The sequence below is a fragment of the Falsigemmobacter intermedius genome (genome assembly GCF_004054105.1).
GTDB lineage: Bacteria > Pseudomonadota > Alphaproteobacteria > Rhodobacterales > Rhodobacteraceae > Wagnerdoeblera > Wagnerdoeblera intermedia.
This window is the reverse complement of sequence record NZ_SBLC01000009.1, coordinates 134,418-152,351: the sequence shown is the minus strand read 5'-3', so window position 1 is coordinate 152,351 and position 17,934 is coordinate 134,418. Positions and strand designations below refer to the sequence as shown.

Sequence of the window (17,934 nt, the reverse complement as noted above, 5' to 3'; positions counted from 1 at the left end):
TAATGGATTATAACGATCCCACCTTGGCACAAAGATGCCGTCGGGGGGCGGTTACAACATCAGCGCCGGTGGAAAGAGACGCTGGGCGTTCGGAGACTGATCTCGCGCGGCCGGGAGGTCTCCGAAGGGCGGATGGCTCCTGCAAACCCCTTTGGCACATAAAGAAAAAGGCCCCGCGAGGGACCTGTTTTCGGGTTTGCAATGTGCAAGTGGCGGAGCGGAAGGGATTCGAACCCTCGAGACGGTTTCCCGCCTGCACCCTTAGCAGGGGTGTGCCTTCGACCACTCGGCCACCGCTCCGCTGACCCGTATATGGAGGAGACGCGCCCTGAGCAAGAGGGAATTATCCTGTTCTCAGAAGAATTTGCACTCAGGAGGAATTTTTCTCCTTTGCATTCGCACGCATGGCACGGCGGTGGGCTTTGCGCGTGCGGCGCTGGTGCAGCCGCGCTTTCAGGCGGGACCAGCCTTTAAACAGGCCGCGCCGCCCGGGCGCCTCGAACATCTCATCGGGGCCATGGGGATCAAGGATCTCATTATCCGCCAGCCAGCCCTGAAAATCAGACAGCTCCGGCACCTCATAGGGCACAAGACTGCGGCCCGGGCCGCGAAGGGCCTCGATGGTTTCAATGAGCGAGCCGCGCAGCTGATACTCCGCAGCCACCCGCCCGGCCGGGACGCCCAGGTGCTCCCCCAGAAGGCGGGCGCGCAGGTCGGGAACCATCTCTGAGATCCCCCGCCCCGGCGAAATATCATCGCATAAAATCACATCGCATTCGCTGTCGAGACGCATGGAACGGTTGTTGATATTGGAGGAGCCGACCCGCAGGCAGTTATCATCCACGATCATCAGCTTGGAGTGCACATAGATCTCTTTGCCGCCCTCGGTGCGCGGATGATAGATCCGGAACCTGCCGCGATGATCGATCCGGTTCAACGCGGAGACCAGCCTCGCACGGGCAGTGTCCATGGCCATAGGCTCCAGCCAGCCTTCGGAACTGTGGGGCGCAATCAGCACCACCTCGGGCGGATCCTCCTCCATCAGGCGCTCAGCGAGGGCATGGGCGAAGCGGCGCGAGGCGAAATACTGCGATTCCGCGAAGATCACCCGGCGGGCCCGCGCGATCATGGCCAGTGAGACGGCCTCCACCTCATGGGCGGGAGTGACGCCCGACATCTTGGGGATGGTGCGGGCAATCGCCAGCTGCACATCGGTCAGCTCCGGCTCCAGAAACTCAGGCCAGATCTCAGTCTCGGGGCGCACAGGGGTGAGAAGATCGCCGCTCGCCCGCTGCCAGCGCTCGCGGGCAAGCTCTCCCATGGCTCTTGCGGCCGGGCCGTCAAAAACCGTCGCGCTGTCGTGCCAGGGATCATGCGGGCGGCCACCGGGGCTGACCCGGCGCGGATCGTCATCCAGATGCTCCGGCGTGTCCCAGCGGTTCAGCGTCATATCGATGCCGCCGCAAAAAGCCAGGGAGTCATCTATCACCACGATCTTCTGGTGATGCGATCCGGCAAAGGGATGCGCCGCATCAAGCCTGAGTGTGATTTGCGGATGAGCTTTCCAGCGCAGCACCGTCAGCAGTGTGTTCCCGCGAAAGAGCGATCTCAGCGCGCCGGTGTCCCACCGCAGAACCCGCACCTCCAGCCCCGGAGTGCGGTCGGCCAGCCAGAGGATGAAATCCCCCAAAGTCGCGGGTCCGGTCTGCCCCTCAGGGCCGCCAAGCTCAAGCCTCGCGTCAAAGTCCCAGCCGATCAGGAAAATCGAATGTTTCGCCTTCAGCATGGCCGCCCGCACCGCGCCGAAGTAATCTGCCGCATCAATCAGCACCCGAAACCGCTGCGCCTTTGCGATCTGCCAGCAGCTCTCTCCCGGCGTAAGCCAGGACGCGGGCTGCAGGGGACGATCAAACGACATCTTCGCCTCAAAGACTTGGGCCTGGTCAGACCGGTGAAGCCGGACCAGGGGTGGCGGGGCCAACGACGGACGGAGGAGCCCCCCGGGCCGGCAGGCGCGGCAGGTGGCGTCCCCGGGCACGGTGCGGCTAATCCGCACCGGCCTGGAGAGAGAAACGCCGATTTGCCCGCTGAGGTTCCTGCCCCCCCTGCCCTCTCCTGCTGCCCTCCTGTTGCGGCCCTGCCACGCCCTGGCGAGAGGCAGCCCGCGCCCCGGAACCACCGCGCGGACAGCGGGTTAACGCCAGGGTTGCTGAGCGACGGTGGCCCTTGGTTTGAAAGATTGACTTTAAAGCGGAGGTTCGCATGGACGAAACATCAGTGGGCTGGATTGCAGCCATCATCATCGGGGGTCTTGCCGGCTGGATTGCCTCGGCGGTGATGAACTCCAACACCGGCGTTTTCCTGAATATCATCCTCGGCATTATCGGTGCCGCCATCGCCAGCTTCCTCTTTGGCCTGCTTGGCGTCAGCTTCGGTGGCTGGATCGGCTATCTGGTGGCAGGCGTCGTCGGCGCCTGCATCCTGATCTGGGGCTCGCGCGCGGTGAGCTCAAAGGGCCGCTGATTTCGGCGCAGCCTTCGTCACGACACCCCGGCCCTCAGCAGAGCCGGGGTGTTTTGCTTTCCACACAGCGCTGCCCTTCCCCTCGCCGGACCCGGCCCCGCCTGAGAGGCTGCCTCCGCAGCCACTGGGCCTTCCCCTCCTCTTGACCCGGGGCTCCGGAGGCTCCACCTTAGAGCCATGACAGAGGAAAGCTTACCCCCCTTCCGCCGCGGCGTTCCGCTCTGAAACCGGCCCTTTGCCGGTTTGTCTGTCGTTAACCTTTTCATGCAATCATCACCAGGGGCCGGTTCTGCCTTCGCAGCCGCCCCGCCTACGGAGCAAACCCATGTCTCAGATGCCGCACCCTCCGCCGATCCTGATCGACGCTGACAAACTTGCCTTCTACGAATCCCTCGCTGAGGGGCTTGAAACCCGTTTCCCCGATCTTGCAGAACGTTTTCTGGAAGAGCTGTCGCGCGCTGAGATCCGACCCGCTGGCAACCTGCCCGCCGATGTCGTCGATCTGGGCCGGCAGGTCACCTATGTCGATGAAACCACCGGACGCGAGCAGACTGTGACCCTCGTGCGCCCGGAAGAGGCCGACATCACCTCGGGCCGCGCTGCGGTCAATACGCCCGTGGGCATCGCCCTGCTGGGTCTGCGCAAGGGCGCAAGCTTTAACTGGCAGGCCCGCGACGGCCGCGACCATCAGCTGAAGATTCTGTCCGTCAGCTGAGCGGCAGAATGGCAAACGCCGCCCCGAAGGGCGGCGTTCACGTTTCAGATCAGTTGTCGACGCGCGACTGACGCTTACGCTCATGGGGATCGAGGTAGCGTTTACGCAGACGAATGACCTTCGGGGTCACTTCGACCAGTTCATCGTCATCGATGTAAGCGATCGATTCTTCGAGCGACATACGCACCGGGGTGGTCAGGCGGACCGCTTCATCCGTGCCCGAGGCGCGAACGTTGGTCAGCTTTTTACCCTTCAGCGGGTTCACTTCGAGGTCGTTCTCACGCGAGTGCTCGCCGATGATCATACCTTCGTACACAGCTTCCTGCGCACCGATGAACATCTTGCCGCGATCTTCCAGGTTCCACAGCGCATAAGCGACCGAGATCCCGTTATCCATCGAAACAAGAACGCCCTGACGGCGGCCCTGCATCGGGCCCTTATGCGGTGCCCAGCCGTGGAAGATACGGTTCAGAACGCCCGAGCCGCGGGTGTCGGTCATGAACTGGCCCTGATAGCCGATCAGACCACGCGACGGCACATGCGCGATGATGCGGGTTTTACCCACACCTGCGGGGCGCATCTCAACCAGATCACCCTTGCGATCGCCGGTCAGCTTTTCGATGACCGCGCCCGAGTATTCATCATCCACGTCGATGGTGACTTCTTCGATCGGCTCCATGCGGACGCCGTCCTCTTCGCGCATAATCACGCGCGGACGCGAGATCGACAGCTCGAAGCCTTCGCGACGCATGTTCTCGATCAGAACGCCCATCTGAAGTTCGCCACGGCCCGAAACGATAAACGCCTCACCACCGGGGGTGTCCTCGATTTTGATCGCGACGTTCGATTCGGCTTCTTTGAACAGACGCTCGCGGATGATGCGCGACTGCACTTTGGTGCCGTCACGACCTGCCAGCGGCGAATCATTGATGCCGAAGGTAACCGAGATGGTCGGCGGGTCGATCGGCTGGGCCGGAAGCGGCACATCAACCGAGAGATCGCAGAGCGTATCGGCCACGGTCGCCTTGGTCATGCCTGCCAGGGTGACGATGTCACCGGCCACAGCCTCGTCGATCGGGGTCAGGGTCAGACCGCGATAGGCCAGGATTTTGGTGACGCGGAACTGCTCAATGCGCTCGCCTTCACGGGTGAGGGCTTTCAGCTGTGCGCCAACCTGGATGGTGCCCGATTCCACGCGGCCTGCCAGCAGGCGGCCGAGGAAGTTGTCGGCAGCCAGCGTGGTCGCCAGCATACGGAAGGGCTCAGCGGCGGCGGCCTGCTGCTTCGGTGCCGGAACATGGCTCAGCACCAGATCAAACAGCGAGGTCAGGTCTTTGCGCGGACCGTCGAGGACCGGATCGGCCCAGCCAGCGCGGCCCGATGCATAAAGCACAGGGAAATCAAGCTGTTCGTCGGTCGCGTCCAGGTTCGCAAAGAGGTCGAACACCTCGTTGAGAACGCGGTCCGGCTCACCGTCGGCTTTATCGACTTTGTTGACGACAACGATCGGGCGCAGGCCGAGTGCCAGCGCCTTCGAGGTCACGAATTTCGTCTGCGGCATCGGGCCTTCGGCCGAGTCCACCAGCAGAACGACACCGTCGACCATGCTCAGAATACGTTCAACTTCGCCACCAAAGTCGGCGTGGCCGGGGGTGTCGACGATGTTGAAACGGGTGCCTTTGTAATCGACCGAAGTGGCCTTCGCGAGAATGGTGATCCCGCGCTCGCGCTCGATGTCGTTGCTGTCCATGACGCGCTCACCAACCGCCTGGTTTTCGCGGTAGGTGCCGGCCTGTTTCAGCAACTCGTCGACCAGCGTGGTTTTGCCGTGGTCAACGTGCGCGATGATCGCGATATTGCGAATGTCCATTGAATTTCCCTGGATGCTGCGCCGCCGCACATACAGGAACGGGGCGCAAATGACTAGCCTGGACGGTGACGCAGGGGATTTAACCCGGCAGATACCAGTCGCGGCGATGATTCATTGCGATAACGATATTAAGGATGACCGCCCCCAGAAGCGACCAGCCGACGAGTGAAGCCGGCAGAAGGAAGGCGGCCGCGGCAAAGAGGCAAAGATCCCAGGCCATCTGAGTCCAGCCTGCCCGGATGCCGAAACGGTCCTGCAGAATAATGGCAATAATGCCCACTCCGCCAAGGCTGGAGCCGTGGCGGAAGAGGCCAAGAACCCCCACACCACCGATCACGCCGAACAGAACCGCCGCCATGCCCGGATGCAGATAGGAGAAATTGACCCAGTCCGGCAGCAGTTCGACCAGCGCCGAGACCCCGGCCACGCTCAGGAAGGTCTTGAAGGTGAAGGTCCACCCCCGTTTGCTCCAGGCGAACCAGTAAAACGGCAGATTGACCAGAAAGAACAGCCAGCCAAACCCAAGCCCCGTGGCATGCGAGATCAGCAGCGCCAGACCCGCCGTGCCGCCGGTGATCAGCCCGGCAGAGCCCAGCAGAAGCACACCGAAGGCGCCTTCAACAGAGGCGATGAGCAGACCCTGAAGGTCCTCAAGACGGGTATAACGCGGCAGGTTTTGCGACAGATCAGCCATGGCGGTCTCAACAGGAGGAACACCCCCACATGCCGCGACGCAGCATTTATGTCAATAAAGCTGACCGAAAATCCGACGGGCGCAGAGTCGCACTGCCTGAAACTTCGGCAAATTCAGGCTCCGGGGGCAGATGCAGCTGCGCCTCTCTGCGACGGTCAATCAGCGGACGGGCCGGGACGGGGCGGCGGTTTTTCAGGATCATCGGGAGCGCCGCCAGCAGTTCGCTGCGCTGGCGCGGGCGCAGAATGGCCAGCGCCCGCACGCCCGGGTAGAAGCTTTCACAGGCCAGCCCCTCGGCGAAAAGGATGCCATGCTGCGGCAGGGCCAGATGCACATAGGCGCGGGGCCGCCCCGCGGGCGGGGGCACCGGCGCAATGCCCTGACGGCCACTCAGATGGCGCAGCGCGACCAGAACCTGCTGCCCCCGGCGGTCCGACACCAGAACGCGGTGACAGGGCGAAAGCCAGAGATCCGCCTGCGCGCCCAGAACGCCGGCCGGAACCCGAAGCGGCTAAGACCGCGCCGGCAGCCCGGACCAGTCACAGGGCAGCTCACTGCGCGCGACCCAGATCACCGGCTGTGCGCCGCGATCTGCCGTCTGCACCAGATCGCCCGGGCAAAGCCGCTCCACCGGCACGGGACCCGCGGGGGTCATTATAGCGCTTCCTGCAACAAAACAGGGCAGATCTTCGACCGGGATGGGATAGGGCGCGCTGTCCAGATTCCAGCCGGCACGGCTGATCATGCCGGACCAGGCCGGCAGGATCGCCCCCTGTTCATCCAGGGGAAAGCTGATGGCAATGCCCCCGTCTTTCTCCAGAACATCGGTGCCGTAGAGCGTGACAACGCTATATTCCACGCCATCGACGGTCACCGTATCGCCGCGAAAAATCTCATAAATCCTGTAGGACTGTCCCCCGATGGTCAGCAGATCCCCCGGCTCATTGCTGATAAACCCATCGTTATTGGAATCGCTCAGCACCACTTCGCGCAGGTAGGGCTCAAGGCTGACGGGTTTACCCTCGTAGAAATGCGTCTCACCGAGGGTGTCAAACGTCCATTTGTCAGGCTGCGCCATCCCGGTGTCTCTGACCACACTGAATGCCGGATCAACCTCCCAGGCTGTTACGGTGATATCAGTCATTGCGCCCCCATCGCCCATCCCTGTTTGCGACAGTCTGACGGCGGGTGATGAAGAAAACGCAAACGGGCCCCCGAAGGGGCCCGCAGCTGTCAAATGGTCTGATCTCAGCCGTTCAGGGCTTTGTTCAGATATTCGTCCACTTTTTCCAGGTAACCCATGGTCGAGAGCCACTTCTGCTCCGGGCCGACCAGCAGGGCGAGGTCTTTGGTCATGAAGCCGTCTTCGACGGTCTGCACGGTGACCTTTTCCAGGGTCTCTGCGAAACGGGCGAGTTCGGCGTTGCCGTCGAGTTTCGCACGGTGCTTCAGACCACCGGTCCAGGCGAAGATCGAGGCGATCGAGTTCGTCGAGGTCTCTTTGCCCTTCTGATGCTCACGGTAGTGACGGGTCACGGTGCCGTGGGCGGCTTCGGCCTCAACCACCTGCCCATCGGGCGTCATCAGCACCGAGGTCATCAGACCCAAGCTACCGAAGCCCTGCGCCACGGTGTCCGACTGCACGTCGCCATCGTAGTTTTTGCAGGCCCAGACATAGCCGCCCGACCATTTCATCGCCGAAGCGACCATATCGTCGATCAGGCGGTGCTCATAGGTGATGCCGGCGGCTTTGAATTTCTCAGCGAATTCAGCGTCGAAAACTTCCTGGAACAGATCCTTGAAGCGGCCGTCATAGGCTTTCAGGATGGTGTTCTTGGTCGACAGGTATACCGGCCAGCCTTTGACCAGACCGTAGTTCATCGAGGCGCGGGCGAAGTCGCGGATCGACTCGTCCAGGTTGTACATCGCCATGGTGACGCCTGCACCCGGAGCCTGGAAGACTTCTTTTTCAATCACTTCGCCGTCTTCACCGACGAATTTGATCGAGAGCTTGCCCTTGCCCGGGAATTTGAAGTCGGTCGCGCGGTATTGGTCACCAAAAGCGTGACGGCCGATGACGATCGGCTGGGTCCAGCCGGGAACCAGGCGCGGCACGTTCGAGCAGATGATCGGCTCGCGGAAGATCACGCCGCCAAGGATGTTGCGGATGGTGCCGTTGGGCGACTTCCACATCTGCTTGAGGCCGAATTCTTCGACGCGGGCTTCATCGGGGGTGATGGTCGCGCATTTGACGCCAACACCGTATTTTTTGATCGCTTCGGCTGCGTCAATGGTGATCTGGTCGTTGGTGCGGTCACGCTCTTCGATGCCCAGATCGTAATATTTCAGATCGATATCCAGATAGGGCAGGATCAGTTTCTTTTTGATGAAATCCCAGATGATCCGGGTCATTTCATCGCCGTCGAGCTCGACGACGGGGTTTGCTACCTTGATCTTGGTCATGCCATGCCCTTTCGAGGTTGGATTCGCCTGATCGCCTCATAGCCTGGGGCGCGGGCTTTGGGAAGTGTTGTATGCCATTGCATACCGAAAATTACACCCTATGGCCTTAACTTGCGCTTAACTGCGCGACTGCCCTGCCCCGGCGCCAAGGGTGTCGCAGGCCAGGGCGATATACTGCTCCGCCACCGCCTCAGGCAACAGCCGCCCGCCCTCACGATACCAGGTCGTCACCCCGGTCAGCATGGCAATCAGCGCAAGCGTCGCAAGGCGGCTGTCGCGGGGGCGAAAGACCCCTGCGGCCATCCCGCGCTGCACGATGGTCTCGAGGTGATCTTCATAGGCCCGGCGCAGTTCTTCTACGGCAGCGAAGTTTTCGGGGTTGAGGCTGCGAAGCTCCATATAAGCCACGAAAACTGCGTCCCGGCGGCTGAGATGGTGAAGGATGTGAAACCGCACAAAGCCCTCAAGTGCCGCTCGCGGATCCGGGTCCGGCGCCGGCAGCGCCGCCAGCAGTTCGCGCAGATGGGCAAGCATCAGATCCGCCAGCAGGCTTTGCTTGTCGCGGGTATAGAGATAAAGCGCACCGGCCTGCACCCCGACCTCTGCCGCAATCTGGCGCATGGTCACGGCGGCAAAGCCATGACGGGCAAAAAGCCGCTCGGCGGCTTTCAGGACCTTCGGCCCTGTGATCTCTGCGTGTGAGCCGCTCTTTCGTGCCATGCAACCTTATTATCTGAACGGGCGTTCAGTTCAAGCGGCCTTGCTGCCGCCCGCAGCGCTGCGATAGAACAAAGCGGACTGAAGAAGGCGAACCCCGATGCTGCGTGCTGCTCTGCTCCTTACGCTCGCTCCGCTCCTGCTCGGGGCCTGCAACAGCCTGCCCGAGGCGGCGGCGCGGCAGACGAAAATCTCCGCTCAGACGCCCTGGCCACGCCTTCTCGATACCGCAGAGCTGGACCGCGCCCTGCCCGCGCCGGATCAGATGCCGCGCGACGGCGAGAGCCTGCGCAATGCCACGGAAGCGGAGCTGACGGCCCGCAGCGCCGGTCTGAAAGCCCGTGCCGAGGCTTTGCGCCGCCGCAGCGCTGAGTGAGTGAAAGGCCCGCAACGCGGGCCTCCCGACGCCTGTGATTTCAAGCAAAGGACGGTAAAGCCCGCCCGCTCAGCCGATCAGCCGGCTTTTGCCGCCGTTGACCAGCTCATAATGCCGCCGCAGCCGGTCAAGCGCGATCCGAAGCACCACCTTGCCGGAGCGGGCCGCCCAGCCGAGACGCTTCTCCGCCGTCTCGACCCCTTCGAGATAGCAGCAGCAGCGCAGAACCATATCGCCAAGCCCCGGCCCCAACTCACGCAAAGCCGCTGCAACGCGGTCGCGCGCAGACTGGCTGCCCGCAGGATCGCTCCCCGACCCGCCCGTGAACTCGCCCCTGACGCCGCCGGTCAGAAAGCGGTCCCAGTTCTGCGCCACACGCGGCCCCATCTGCGCCAGTTCAAAATCCTCGCGCAGCCGCTCGGCCGCCGCGACCTGCTCATGCGACAAAAAGGGCTGGCCGTCTTTGTCACGCCGCCGTCCCAGCAAAGCGACCGGGCTTTCCGACAGGCTGACACGCAGGCGGCGGGGGGCTCCGTCCTCGGCGATCACCCGCTCGCCCCAGTCGCGCTGCTGGAGCCCGAAGGGCGTCATGGCCTCTGCCAGCCCCTCGGTGGCGGTGGCCTCCTCCTCGCGGGCCAGCAAACGGCGCAGGGCCGCGCGTCCTGCGGCGGTCATCTCATAAAGCGCCACCCGCCCGGTGCCGCGACAGGAGATCCAGTCTTTCATCACAAAACTCTGCGCCAGTGAGGCCTCGAGCACCGCCGTGCGCAGCTGCCGCCCGTCGGGAAAACGGCGCAACACCACCGCCTTTTCCATCTCCGGCGCCACCGCCAGCTGTGCGCCCGGCTCTGCCAGACGGCGCAGCACGCAGCGCCTCCGGCGAGAGGGGCGCAGGATCGGTCAGACGGCGTTTCGCCCGGGGCATCTCGGTCATCGCGGGGATCTCCCTCTCCCAGACCGGAGCCCTGCGATCCGCCTTTTCCAGCCGGTTCAGCGCGGCATCCACCAGCGGGTCGTCGCGCAGCCGCTCAACCCGCCGGACCTGACGCAGAACGGTCGAGGGGTGCACCCCCTGTCGCCGCGCCAGTTCGCGCAAAGAAATGCCGTCGCAGGCGTGCGTGAGATAGGTGTTCCAGGACGGGGCCGCCGCTTTGGCTTCCGTGGCTGTGGGGGGCGTCTGACCTGCACTCTTTCCCGCGATATGCATCTGTGAACCTTCGGATCTGGTGGATAGGGTCCGGTAACTGTTTCCAAAAGTTATTACCCGTTGGTTAATTTTTACCAACTTCACCAGATTCCCTTACAAAAGATAAATTCTCCCAAAGATCGCGTTCGCAGAGGAAACAATGGACGCAACGCCCGGTTGTGCTGCGGCAGAGTCCTCAGGGTCTGAAAGGGAGACGAACCATGACGGAATCTCTGACCCGCCGCCTCAGCAGCCTGCGCCGCCCGGCGCTGATCCTGCGCGCGGCCCGCATCGGGGTAAGCGACTACCGCCGCGAGCGCGATCTCAAGCGGCTTTTGAAAGCACAAAGCGCGCCCGGACCGCAGGAGGCCCTGAGCGCGCTTTTGCAGCAGGAAGAAAAACTTGAAGCGACCCGCCAGGAGGGCGATTGCAGCTACAGCGTGACCGCCCATGTGGAGCTGCTGATCGCTTTGCTGGCAGAGGCGCGACTCGCCTCTGCGCTGCGGGCCTGAGCCTTACGAGCTGCGGTGTTTCAGCCGTCCGGTGGCGGGGATCAGCTGTTGCGCGATCCCCGCGCCCATCAGATAGATCGAGGTGATGATCAGCCCCCAATGCGCCCAGCTTTCGGGGTGGAAATCGACCCAGGCAGCCCATCCCGCAAAGAAAGTCCAGGCCAGCGCCATAGGCAGCGAGAGCCAGCGCCAGCGCTCGGTCCGCACCGGATGGATGAATTTCAGCGGGAAGAACATCGCAATGGCCAGGGCCACAACCAGGATCAGGCTGACCCAGAAATCGGGTTTCAGCGCAAAGATCACAATGACCACCTGGTTCCAGCAGGCCGGAAAGCCCGAGAAGGAATTATCCTTCGTTTTCATACGCGTATCGGCAAAATACAGCGCCGAGGTGAAGGTGATCACGATGATGACCACCCAGCCCGTCCAGCCCGGCAGCAGCCCGCTCGCAAAAAGCGCATAGGCCGGGATGAAAACATAGGTCAGATAATCAATGATCAGATCCAGCAGCACCCCGTCGATGATTGGGGCATTGGTGCGCACCCCGTAACGACGCGCCAGAGGGCCGTCGACGCCATCGACCACAAAGGCCACCACGAGCCAGAGAAACATCAGATCCCATTTGCCGTCCACAGCCGCCAGCATGGCGAGCATGGCAAGAACCGCCCCGGTGGCGGTCAGCAGGTGGACGGAATAGGCTTTAAATCCGGTCATCATCGTATCGGGTTCACTTCTTCGGAGAGACGGGCTCACGCACGAGGGTGGGCTTGGGCATATACGTCCATCAGCCGCGCGGCGTCTACGGCTGTATAGGCCTGGGTCGTTGAAAGCGAGGCATGGCCCAGCAATTCCTGAATGGCCCGCAGGTCACCGCCCGCACTGAGAAGGTGGGTCGCAAAGCTGTGGCGCAGCGCATGCGGCGTCGCCGTGGCCGGAAGACCAAGGGCTGCGCGCACCCGCTCCATCGCGCGGGCGATCATCCGGGAATTGAGTGCCCCGCCCCGCGCGCCCAGAAACAGCGGCCCCTCGCGGGGGATGTCATAGGGGACCTGAGCCACATATTCCGCCACCGCTTTGCGCGCGGCGGGCAGCACAGGCACGATGCGCTCTTTGCCGCCCTTCCCGGTGATGCGCAGCACCTCCGGCAAGGGGCTGTCGCGTCCGGTCAGCGAGAGCGCCTCGGAAATCCGCAGACCGCAGCCGTAAAGCAGCGTGGCCACAGCCGTATCGCGCGCGGCGATCCAATCCTCTCGGGCCTGATCGCCGATGGTCTCAAGCACCGCAGCCGCCGCATCAATGCTGAGCGGTCGGGGCAGCTTGCGGCGATATTTCGGCCCTCTCGCCGACAAAAGCGCCGTGGCATCGCCGCCGACCCGGTCTGAGAGCCAGCGGGTGAAGCTTTTGACAGCCGAAAGCCGCCGCGCCATGGAGCGCGCGCCAAGCCCGCCCCCCTGCTCATCGGCCATAAAGGCGCGCAGCTCACTGCGCTCAGCCGCGGCCACCGCTTTGGGCGAGAGATCTTCGCCCCCCCGATAGCGTGTCAGAAACACCAGCCAGCGCCGCAGATCAACGGTATAGGCGGCAATCGTCGCCTCGCTCGCGCCATCAAGCGCACGCAGATGCGCCAGCCAGTCACTGAGCGCTGCCCGCAAAGCCTCAGGCAACAGAATATCGTTTGTCATGCCAGCCAGCGCCTTAAAGTCAGGGAAAAGACGGCTCCGAAGAACCGCAGAAGATCAGTGCCCTGGCGCGGTGCGAACTGCTCCTCCTCAGCCGAGCCCATGACCAGCATGCCCGGCAGACGCCCCGCGCCCAGATCAAGCGCCAGAACCGCCTCAGACCGGATATGGCCCTCTTCGCGGCCATGCACCTCACCCGCCCCGTCAATCACGCCCCGCAGGGTGACAGGCGCGCGATATTCGGTCAGCTCATTGAGGTATTCCCCGATAAAGCCCGGCTCGACCACATGGATAAGGCCCGAATGGCGCTCAACCACCGGATCACGCCCGCGGGCCTCCAGCACCAGGCGCAGCGAATCAAGGCGCAGCGTCTCGGCAACCCGGGTTTCCAGACGGCGCAGAAATTCACCGAAGTCGGTCGGCTCCAGCACCTCAAGCACGGCGCGGTGGATCAGATTGGTCCCGGCAAGATTTTCATAAGCGGCGGCGATGACCGAGCGGTGAGTGGCCTCAAGCTGATCAAGCCGCCCCTCAAGACGCTTCATCGCCGTGCCGCGCAGATCGATGACATTGCCGCCAAGACTGCGCTCATGAGCGCCGACCAGCGCGCGCATCACGTCTTTATCGGCCAGAACCAGCTCAGGCCGCGACAGCAGCTCGTCGCGCAGATCATCTGTCAGGCGTGACCCGCCTGACAGGGGCTTTTGTTCCGACATCTTCAGGGCTCCGGTACAGGCTGACGCGGGCCAGCCTATACCGATCCTGTCACTGTGTCAGAGGATTTTCTGACCGGTCGCCGCCACGTCCTTCATGAAGGCTTCGAGGCCTTTGTCGGTCAGGATGTGGTTGGCCATGGCCTTGATCACCGCGGGCGGTGCGGTGGCCACGTCTGCGCCGATCAGCGCGGCTTCTTTCATGTGGTTCGCGCTGCGGATCGAGGCGGCGAGAATCTGGGTTTTGAAGTCGTAGTTGTCGTAGATCGAGCGGATGTCTGCGATCAGCTCCATGCCATCGAGGTTGATGTCATCGAGACGGCCGATGAAGGGCGAGATGAAGGTCGCACCTGCTTTGGCAGCCAGCAGAGCCTGGTTGGCCGAGAAGCAGAGCGTGACGTTGACCATAAAGCCGTCCTGCGACAGGACTTTACAGGTTTTCAGACCATCCCAGGTCAGCGGCACTTTGACCGTGATGTTTTCAGCGATCTCGGCCAGTTTGCGGCCTTCAGCGATCATCTCATCGGCTTTCAGCGAGACAACCTCTGCCGAAACCGGACCTTTGACGATCGAGCAGATCTCGCGGGTCACTTCGATGATGCTGCGACCCGATTTTGCGATAATCGACGGGTTGGTGGTGACCCCATCGACCATGCCCAGATCGTTCAGCTCGGTGATGGCGGCGATATCAGCGGTATCGACGAAAAATTTCATGGCCTGTCCTCAACTGGCAGCGGCGTTTGCTGCGCCCCCATACCACGCAGGCCGCACGGCGGAAACCCTCGGGCATGTGATGAGGCGGGCGGGGTCCTGTGTCCTTTCGAAGCGCTGCCGCCCCGGCCTTCCCTGCATGACCCTGCGTGCCGAAGAGCCGGGCCTGCGTCTCTGCCCTGGAAATCCGCGCGCTGATCTGCCACCACTGTGCCGGACCCTGCGGTTGGGCGTAACAACTGCACAAAGAGACAGCAGGACGGGAGCAAAGATATGACCCAAAGCCCGGACAATCTGATTTTCCGGCTCGAGCCCGGCCCGGTGCGCCGCGCCATCGGACCGGGGTTTCTCATGCTCACGGCCCTGGGCTTTGCCGCAGCCGCCGTGGCCCTGCCCGATGCGGGCCTTCTGACCCGCGCCGGGGTCGCGGCATTGGGGATCTTTTCGGCCGTTCAGGCAGTGCAGCTGCGCAGGGCGGCCCGGGGCGCGATTGAGCTGCGCGAGGATGGGCTTCACTGCACGGGCAGCGGACGCCGTCTTGCCGCGCTAGACGAGATTGACCGCGTTGAAACGGGGCTGAGCCTTCTCAAACCCGCCAGCGGTTTTCTGATCCGGCTGCGCGACAGCCAGCCGGCAGCGCGCCGGACCGGCATGTGGTGGATCCGCGGCAACCGGCTGGCCATCGGCGGGATCACCCCCAAAGGCGGTGGCAAGGCCATGGCCTCAGCCCTTTCGGAGCTTCTGCGCCTGCACAGAAGCTGAGCCAGTGGCTGAGTTCAGGTGATGGGCAAAAGCGCCTGGGCGCGCATTTTCTCAGTGGCGAGTTCATAAAAGACCTGCTCGCTCAGCCCGACCCAGAACGCAGGGGACCACTCCTGCCAGGTCTCCACCACCATCAGCGTATCGGCATCAGTGATATTGGGCAGATTGCGGCGCATCTCTGCGATCGAGGCATTTGTATGCGCCTGCGCACGGCTGCTGTCGGTCGTGCGCGACCAGATCACCCGAAAGGCCGATCCGGCCTCTGAATACTGGATCAGCGTCACGCGCAGCCAGCTGGGCCGCTGCGCCGCCGTCGCGTAGCGGTAAACCCGGTGCATCCCGGTGATGTAAGAGGAATTGATCGGCGCGCTTTCACGCGAGATCATATCGGCCACAGCGACTGTCGCTTTCACAGCCGTATTTTTGGCGCGGTAGCCGTCCCAATAGACAAAAAGCGCGAGAAACAGCCAGACCAGCAGCGGGGTGACGATGATCATCTCGGTGGTGATCACACCACGCTCATCCCGGGTGAAGCGGGCCAGAGCGCGGCGCAGGGGCGCAAAAAAATCCATGGCTTACCTCGGCTCGTTCACAAAGACGGTCATTGCGGCCAGCTGATATCCGCCGGAGGCGTCAAGCCGAAGCTGCAGACCCAGCGGTGTGGTCGGGAAGGTCGGGTTGAAAACCGCGCAGGCCCGCACGGCCACCAGCTCATTCGAGCCGCCCTGCACGAAATCCAGATAGGGCTGGATTTCAGTTGTGCGGTCGACGCAGGTCGGCGCGGGATCAAGCCCGGCCCAGGTGGTGCGGTCGATCACATTCATCTCAAGGCGCAGATCGGTCAGACAATCGGGCATGACAAAAATCTGGCTGCAAAGCCGCTCGCGCACCAGGTCATGGCCGGGGTTGGAGCCCAGCGCCCCGACCCGCAACTCACGCACGGTCAGATCGAGTGCGCGCTCCAGCCAGACTTTGCGGATGGTCGCCAGACCCGCCTCAAAAGAGGCGAGAAGGATCATCAAAATCACCGGCAGGCAGATCACGAAATCCATCGTGACATTGCCCTCGTCGCGGCGAAGCCAGCGCCGCAGTGCTGAGAGAGCCGTCATTGCGTCAGCCTCAGCGTCTGGGTCTGCGCGCGGATTGAGCGGAAGGCTTCCCGCAGATCGAGGCCCTGCACGTCATAGAAACGACCCGGCGAGACGCAGTTGCGGATCACATTCGCCCCCCCTGCCGGAGCTTCAAAGGCGATGCCGAAGACCGCGACGTTCTGCGCTTTCAACAGGCTGCACAGCGTGTTCAGGCGGCCATCCATCAGCGCCACGCCATGCGGCCCCGAGCTGTTCACCGTACCTTCGCGATTGCGCAGCCGCGAGATCGCCGCATCGAGCGTGATGCCCAGCGGGCGGCGGTAAAGCTGGTTGGCCACCCATTGCACCCGCAGATCCTGCCAGACCTCCTGCCAGTCCAGCGGCGTGCCCGAACCGCTCGGCACAGTCGCGGTGCAGCTGGTGCGCCCGCAGGTCTCGCCGGCCCAGCGGTGCGGGTACCAGGCGCTTTTGTGCGGCACATAGTAATTGCGCGTCTCGCCCCGGCGGTCGTGAAAGATCGAATAATTGCCGTCGCTGTGGCGATAGATCGGCGAGGGACCCGAACGGTAGCCATCCTGAACATGTTCATTCGGCCAATGCTCACCATCGGTCATCAGCACCAGAACCTTCAGCGTTTCCCGGTCGTTATAGGCCGAGGGGCGTCCCTCAAAGGCCTCCGAAATCTGGCCCTGGCGGATCAGATTGCTGACCACGGGCCGGGTTGAGGGGTCAAGCAGCGCCGCCCCCCAGCGCAGCCCCGCGTCAATCGAGGTCGCCCCCACCGCCTGCAGCGCATTGATCTGCTGGCGCAGCTGCACGATGTTATTGCTCAGCACCCGAACCGTATTGGCCGGAATATTGGGGCACCAGATGTTTGAGGTGCCCGGGGCCATATTGTTCCGGCTCCAGCCGCTGCCGGTGTCAGAACTGTTGTAGGTATCCGCCGCGGCATGCTGTGGCATGGGCGTCGTGGGCGAAAAAGCCAGCCGCGAATAAGAGGTCGGCGGCAGGTCCACACAATACGAGCGGTCATGACGATCGGTGATGTGATACTGCGCCATCAGCGTCGGGCCGATATAGACCTGGCCATTATAGGGCACGACCGAAATCGAGACCTTATCACCCTGATCCTCTCCGAGCATATTCTCGACAAATTCCACCGCAGCCGCCTTCAGCCGCGTGAGCTTGAGGTTCGAGTCCATCGAGCCCGAGAGGTCGAGGACCAGCACGATCTCCACATTGGTGCGCCGCTCTTCCGCGCGGCCTGCATGGGTCGAGCGCAGCTCATCGATCCCCAGAAGATGCATGAAGAAATTGCGCGAAACGGCCCGGGTCTGAACCTGAACATCGCGGTAGTTCAATCCGATGTCCTGTTGCACGCCGACCAGCGCATGGCTGAGGTTCTTCGCCTCAAACCAGTTCTGCACCACCTCCTCCGGCGTTGCCACCTGCCGCATCGAAGCCGCAGCCAGCGCCGCCGAATCTGCCGCCGACATGATGCGCGTGCGCTGCGCCTCATAGCGCATCAGGTCCACCGCCGTTCCGCCGATGAAGAGCATGATCAGCACCACCACCAGGGCCAGATAGATCATTGCCCCGCTCTCATCGCGATGAAAGCGCAGCAGGGCCCGCGTCAGACGCAGACGCGCCGGGATCCGCTTCGCCAGGGGAGAGTGTGAACCACGCATCGATCTTCTTTCCTCGCAACAGCTGCCGTCGCCGCAAAGACCTGGCACCGACTGCGGCGGTTGTCGCGCCAGGCTGTGGCATAAGTTTGACGGCTTTTTCGTCAATTCTGGCATTTCCAGGGAGATTGAAACCCGAAAGCCCTGACCGCCATGTCAAAGCCCCCCCCCGGAATGGCCCCGCAGGGCACTGCGGATCACCATAACCGCAACAGGTTTTGCGAAGATAAACGCCGA

Annotated in this window: 18 protein-coding genes, 1 tRNA gene and 1 pseudogene; 5 read left to right on the top strand and 15 right to left on the bottom strand. The window is 62.9% G+C overall.

What is annotated here, in order from left to right:
• Window positions 1–210: 210 nt before the first annotated feature.
• Both EP867_RS08725 and EP867_RS08720 read right to left on the bottom strand, forming a co-directional pair.
• Window positions 211–300 (bottom strand) — tRNA-Ser (locus EP867_RS08725).
• 70 nt (window positions 301–370) lie between these two features.
• Window positions 371–1,918: a phospholipase D-like domain-containing protein gene (locus tag EP867_RS08720; RefSeq protein ID WP_128488223.1), complete on the bottom strand. Its 1,548-nt coding sequence runs from the start codon at window positions 1,916–1,918 to the stop codon at window positions 371–373.
• Window positions 1,919–2,262: 344 nt separating this feature from the next.
• On the opposite strand from EP867_RS08720, the gene EP867_RS08715 reads away from it, so the two are divergent.
• A complete protein-coding gene (locus EP867_RS08715) occupies window positions 2,263–2,523 on the top strand; it encodes a GlsB/YeaQ/YmgE family stress response membrane protein (protein WP_128488221.1) in 261 nt (86 codons plus the stop codon).
• Between the two features lie 325 nt (window positions 2,524–2,848).
• The gene (gene rnk, locus EP867_RS08710; protein WP_128488219.1) at window positions 2,849–3,238 is read left to right on the top strand and encodes a nucleoside diphosphate kinase regulator; all 390 of its coding nucleotides are present in this window, start codon (window positions 2,849–2,851) and stop codon (window positions 3,236–3,238) included.
• Between the two features lie 49 nt (window positions 3,239–3,287).
• On the opposite strand, the gene typA is transcribed toward rnk, so the two are convergent.
• From typA to EP867_RS08680, 5 genes and pseudogenes are all read right to left on the bottom strand, one after another.
• Entirely contained in the window at window positions 3,288–5,108 is a 1,821-nt protein-coding gene (gene typA / locus EP867_RS08705) for a translational GTPase TypA (protein WP_128488218.1), read from the bottom strand.
• A gap of 79 nt (window positions 5,109–5,187) precedes the next feature.
• Entirely contained in the window at window positions 5,188–5,802 is a 615-nt protein-coding gene (locus EP867_RS08700) for a YitT family protein (protein ID WP_128488216.1), read from the bottom strand.
• Window positions 5,803–5,848: 46 nt separating this feature from the next.
• Window positions 5,849–6,880 (bottom strand): annotated as a pseudogene (locus EP867_RS20520) (Hint domain-containing protein).
• A 170-nt stretch (window positions 6,881–7,050) separates the two neighbouring features.
• Complete coding sequence (locus EP867_RS08685) at window positions 7,051–8,265, bottom strand: NADP-dependent isocitrate dehydrogenase (protein WP_128488210.1); 1,215 nt, start codon at window positions 8,263–8,265, stop codon at window positions 7,051–7,053.
• 117 nt (window positions 8,266–8,382) lie between these two features.
• Window positions 8,383–8,985 (bottom strand): TetR/AcrR family transcriptional regulator, encoded by a 603-nt coding sequence (locus EP867_RS08680; protein WP_128488208.1) that lies wholly within the window; start codon window positions 8,983–8,985, stop codon window positions 8,383–8,385.
• Between the two features lie 97 nt (window positions 8,986–9,082).
• On the opposite strand from EP867_RS08680, the gene EP867_RS08675 reads away from it, so the two are divergent.
• Window positions 9,083–9,358: a hypothetical protein gene (locus EP867_RS08675; protein ID WP_128488206.1), complete on the top strand. Its 276-nt coding sequence runs from the start codon at window positions 9,083–9,085 to the stop codon at window positions 9,356–9,358.
• A gap of 69 nt (window positions 9,359–9,427) precedes the next feature.
• Here EP867_RS08675 and EP867_RS08670 read toward each other — a convergent pair whose 3' ends face one another.
• Window positions 9,428–10,225, bottom strand: coding sequence for a DUF6456 domain-containing protein (locus EP867_RS08670; protein WP_128488204.1), 798 nt, complete (start codon window positions 10,223–10,225; stop codon window positions 9,428–9,430).
• A gap of 540 nt (window positions 10,226–10,765) precedes the next feature.
• Here EP867_RS08670 and EP867_RS08665 point away from each other — a divergent pair.
• Complete coding sequence (locus EP867_RS08665; RefSeq protein ID WP_128488202.1) at window positions 10,766–11,056, top strand: DUF6477 family protein; 291 nt, start codon at window positions 10,766–10,768, stop codon at window positions 11,054–11,056.
• A gap of 3 nt (window positions 11,057–11,059) precedes the next feature.
• Here the strand turns inward: EP867_RS08665 and EP867_RS08660 are convergent, their stop codons facing one another.
• From EP867_RS08660 to fsa, 4 genes are read right to left on the bottom strand one after another with little or no spacing between them, the layout of a single operon-like run.
• On the bottom strand, window positions 11,060–11,773 hold the full coding sequence (locus EP867_RS08660) for a CDP-alcohol phosphatidyltransferase family protein (protein ID WP_128488200.1): 714 nt from the start codon (window positions 11,771–11,773) through the stop codon (window positions 11,060–11,062).
• Window positions 11,774–11,805: 32 nt separating this feature from the next.
• Window positions 11,806–12,738 carry a tyrosine recombinase XerC gene (locus EP867_RS08655; RefSeq protein WP_128488196.1) on the bottom strand — a complete coding sequence of 311 codons (933 nt, stop codon included), beginning with the start codon at window positions 12,736–12,738 and terminating at the stop codon, window positions 11,806–11,808.
• Window positions 12,735–13,451 carry a DUF484 family protein gene (locus EP867_RS08650; RefSeq protein ID WP_128488194.1) on the bottom strand — a complete coding sequence of 239 codons (717 nt, stop codon included), beginning with the start codon at window positions 13,449–13,451 and terminating at the stop codon, window positions 12,735–12,737. Before EP867_RS08650 ends, EP867_RS08655 begins: the two co-directional genes overlap by 4 nt.
• A gap of 57 nt (window positions 13,452–13,508) precedes the next feature.
• Window positions 13,509–14,162 carry a fructose-6-phosphate aldolase gene (fsa, locus tag EP867_RS08645; RefSeq protein ID WP_128488192.1) on the bottom strand — a complete coding sequence of 218 codons (654 nt, stop codon included), beginning with the start codon at window positions 14,160–14,162 and terminating at the stop codon, window positions 13,509–13,511.
• Between the two features lie 270 nt (window positions 14,163–14,432).
• Here fsa and EP867_RS08640 point away from each other — a divergent pair, with 270 nt between their 5' ends.
• A complete protein-coding gene (locus EP867_RS08640; protein ID WP_128488190.1) occupies window positions 14,433–14,921 on the top strand; it encodes a hypothetical protein in 489 nt (162 codons plus the stop codon).
• 14 nt (window positions 14,922–14,935) lie between these two features.
• Here the strand turns inward: EP867_RS08640 and EP867_RS08635 are convergent, their stop codons facing one another.
• Genes EP867_RS08635 through EP867_RS08625 form a run of 3 tightly spaced genes read right to left on the bottom strand, consistent with a single transcriptional unit; the run spans window position 14,936 to window position 17,700 of the window.
• Window positions 14,936–15,493, bottom strand: coding sequence for a TadE/TadG family type IV pilus assembly protein (locus EP867_RS08635; protein WP_128488188.1), 558 nt, complete (start codon window positions 15,491–15,493; stop codon window positions 14,936–14,938).
• Window positions 15,494–15,496: 3 nt separating this feature from the next.
• Window positions 15,497–16,030 carry a TadE/TadG family type IV pilus assembly protein gene (locus tag EP867_RS08630; RefSeq protein ID WP_128488186.1) on the bottom strand — a complete coding sequence of 178 codons (534 nt, stop codon included), beginning with the start codon at window positions 16,028–16,030 and terminating at the stop codon, window positions 15,497–15,499.
• Window positions 16,027–17,700, bottom strand: a complete 1,674-nt coding sequence (locus EP867_RS08625; RefSeq protein ID WP_164888808.1) for a vWA domain-containing protein — start codon at window positions 17,698–17,700, stop codon at window positions 16,027–16,029. Before EP867_RS08625 ends, EP867_RS08630 begins: the two co-directional genes overlap by 4 nt.
• Window positions 17,701–17,934: the final 234 nt, after the last annotated feature.

What these genes read in the sequence shown, in the direction of transcription:
- EP867_RS08720 (WP_128488223.1), bottom strand. Translation starts at nt 1,918, where the DNA reads ATGTCGTTTGATCGTCCCCTGCAGCCCGCGTCCTGGCTTACGCCGGGA.
- EP867_RS08715 (WP_128488221.1), top strand. Translation starts at nt 2,263, where the DNA reads ATGGACGAAACATCAGTGGGCTGGATTGCAGCCATCATCATCGGGGGT.
- rnk (WP_128488219.1), top strand. Translation starts at nt 2,849, where the DNA reads ATGTCTCAGATGCCGCACCCTCCGCCGATCCTGATCGACGCTGACAAA.
- typA (WP_128488218.1), bottom strand. Translation starts at nt 5,108, where the DNA reads ATGGACATTCGCAATATCGCGATCATCGCGCACGTTGACCACGGCAAA.
- EP867_RS08700 (WP_128488216.1), bottom strand. Translation starts at nt 5,802, where the DNA reads ATGGCTGATCTGTCGCAAAACCTGCCGCGTTATACCCGTCTTGAGGAC.
- EP867_RS08685 (WP_128488210.1), bottom strand. Translation starts at nt 8,265, where the DNA reads ATGACCAAGATCAAGGTAGCAAACCCCGTCGTCGAGCTCGACGGCGAT.
- EP867_RS08680 (WP_128488208.1), bottom strand. Translation starts at nt 8,985, where the DNA reads ATGGCACGAAAGAGCGGCTCACACGCAGAGATCACAGGGCCGAAGGTC.
- EP867_RS08675 (WP_128488206.1), top strand. Translation starts at nt 9,083, where the DNA reads ATGCTGCGTGCTGCTCTGCTCCTTACGCTCGCTCCGCTCCTGCTCGGG.
- EP867_RS08665 (WP_128488202.1), top strand. Translation starts at nt 10,766, where the DNA reads ATGACGGAATCTCTGACCCGCCGCCTCAGCAGCCTGCGCCGCCCGGCG.
- EP867_RS08660 (WP_128488200.1), bottom strand. Translation starts at nt 11,773, where the DNA reads ATGATGACCGGATTTAAAGCCTATTCCGTCCACCTGCTGACCGCCACC.
- EP867_RS08655 (WP_128488196.1), bottom strand. Translation starts at nt 12,738, where the DNA reads ATGACAAACGATATTCTGTTGCCTGAGGCTTTGCGGGCAGCGCTCAGT.
- EP867_RS08650 (WP_128488194.1), bottom strand. Translation starts at nt 13,451, where the DNA reads ATGTCGGAACAAAAGCCCCTGTCAGGCGGGTCACGCCTGACAGATGAT.
- fsa (WP_128488192.1), bottom strand. Translation starts at nt 14,162, where the DNA reads ATGAAATTTTTCGTCGATACCGCTGATATCGCCGCCATCACCGAGCTG.
- EP867_RS08640 (WP_128488190.1), top strand. Translation starts at nt 14,433, where the DNA reads ATGACCCAAAGCCCGGACAATCTGATTTTCCGGCTCGAGCCCGGCCCG.
- EP867_RS08635 (WP_128488188.1), bottom strand. Translation starts at nt 15,493, where the DNA reads ATGGATTTTTTTGCGCCCCTGCGCCGCGCTCTGGCCCGCTTCACCCGG.
- EP867_RS08630 (WP_128488186.1), bottom strand. Translation starts at nt 16,030, where the DNA reads ATGACGGCTCTCTCAGCACTGCGGCGCTGGCTTCGCCGCGACGAGGGC.
- EP867_RS08625 (WP_164888808.1), bottom strand. Translation starts at nt 17,700, where the DNA reads ATGCGTGGTTCACACTCTCCCCTGGCGAAGCGGATCCCGGCGCGTCTG.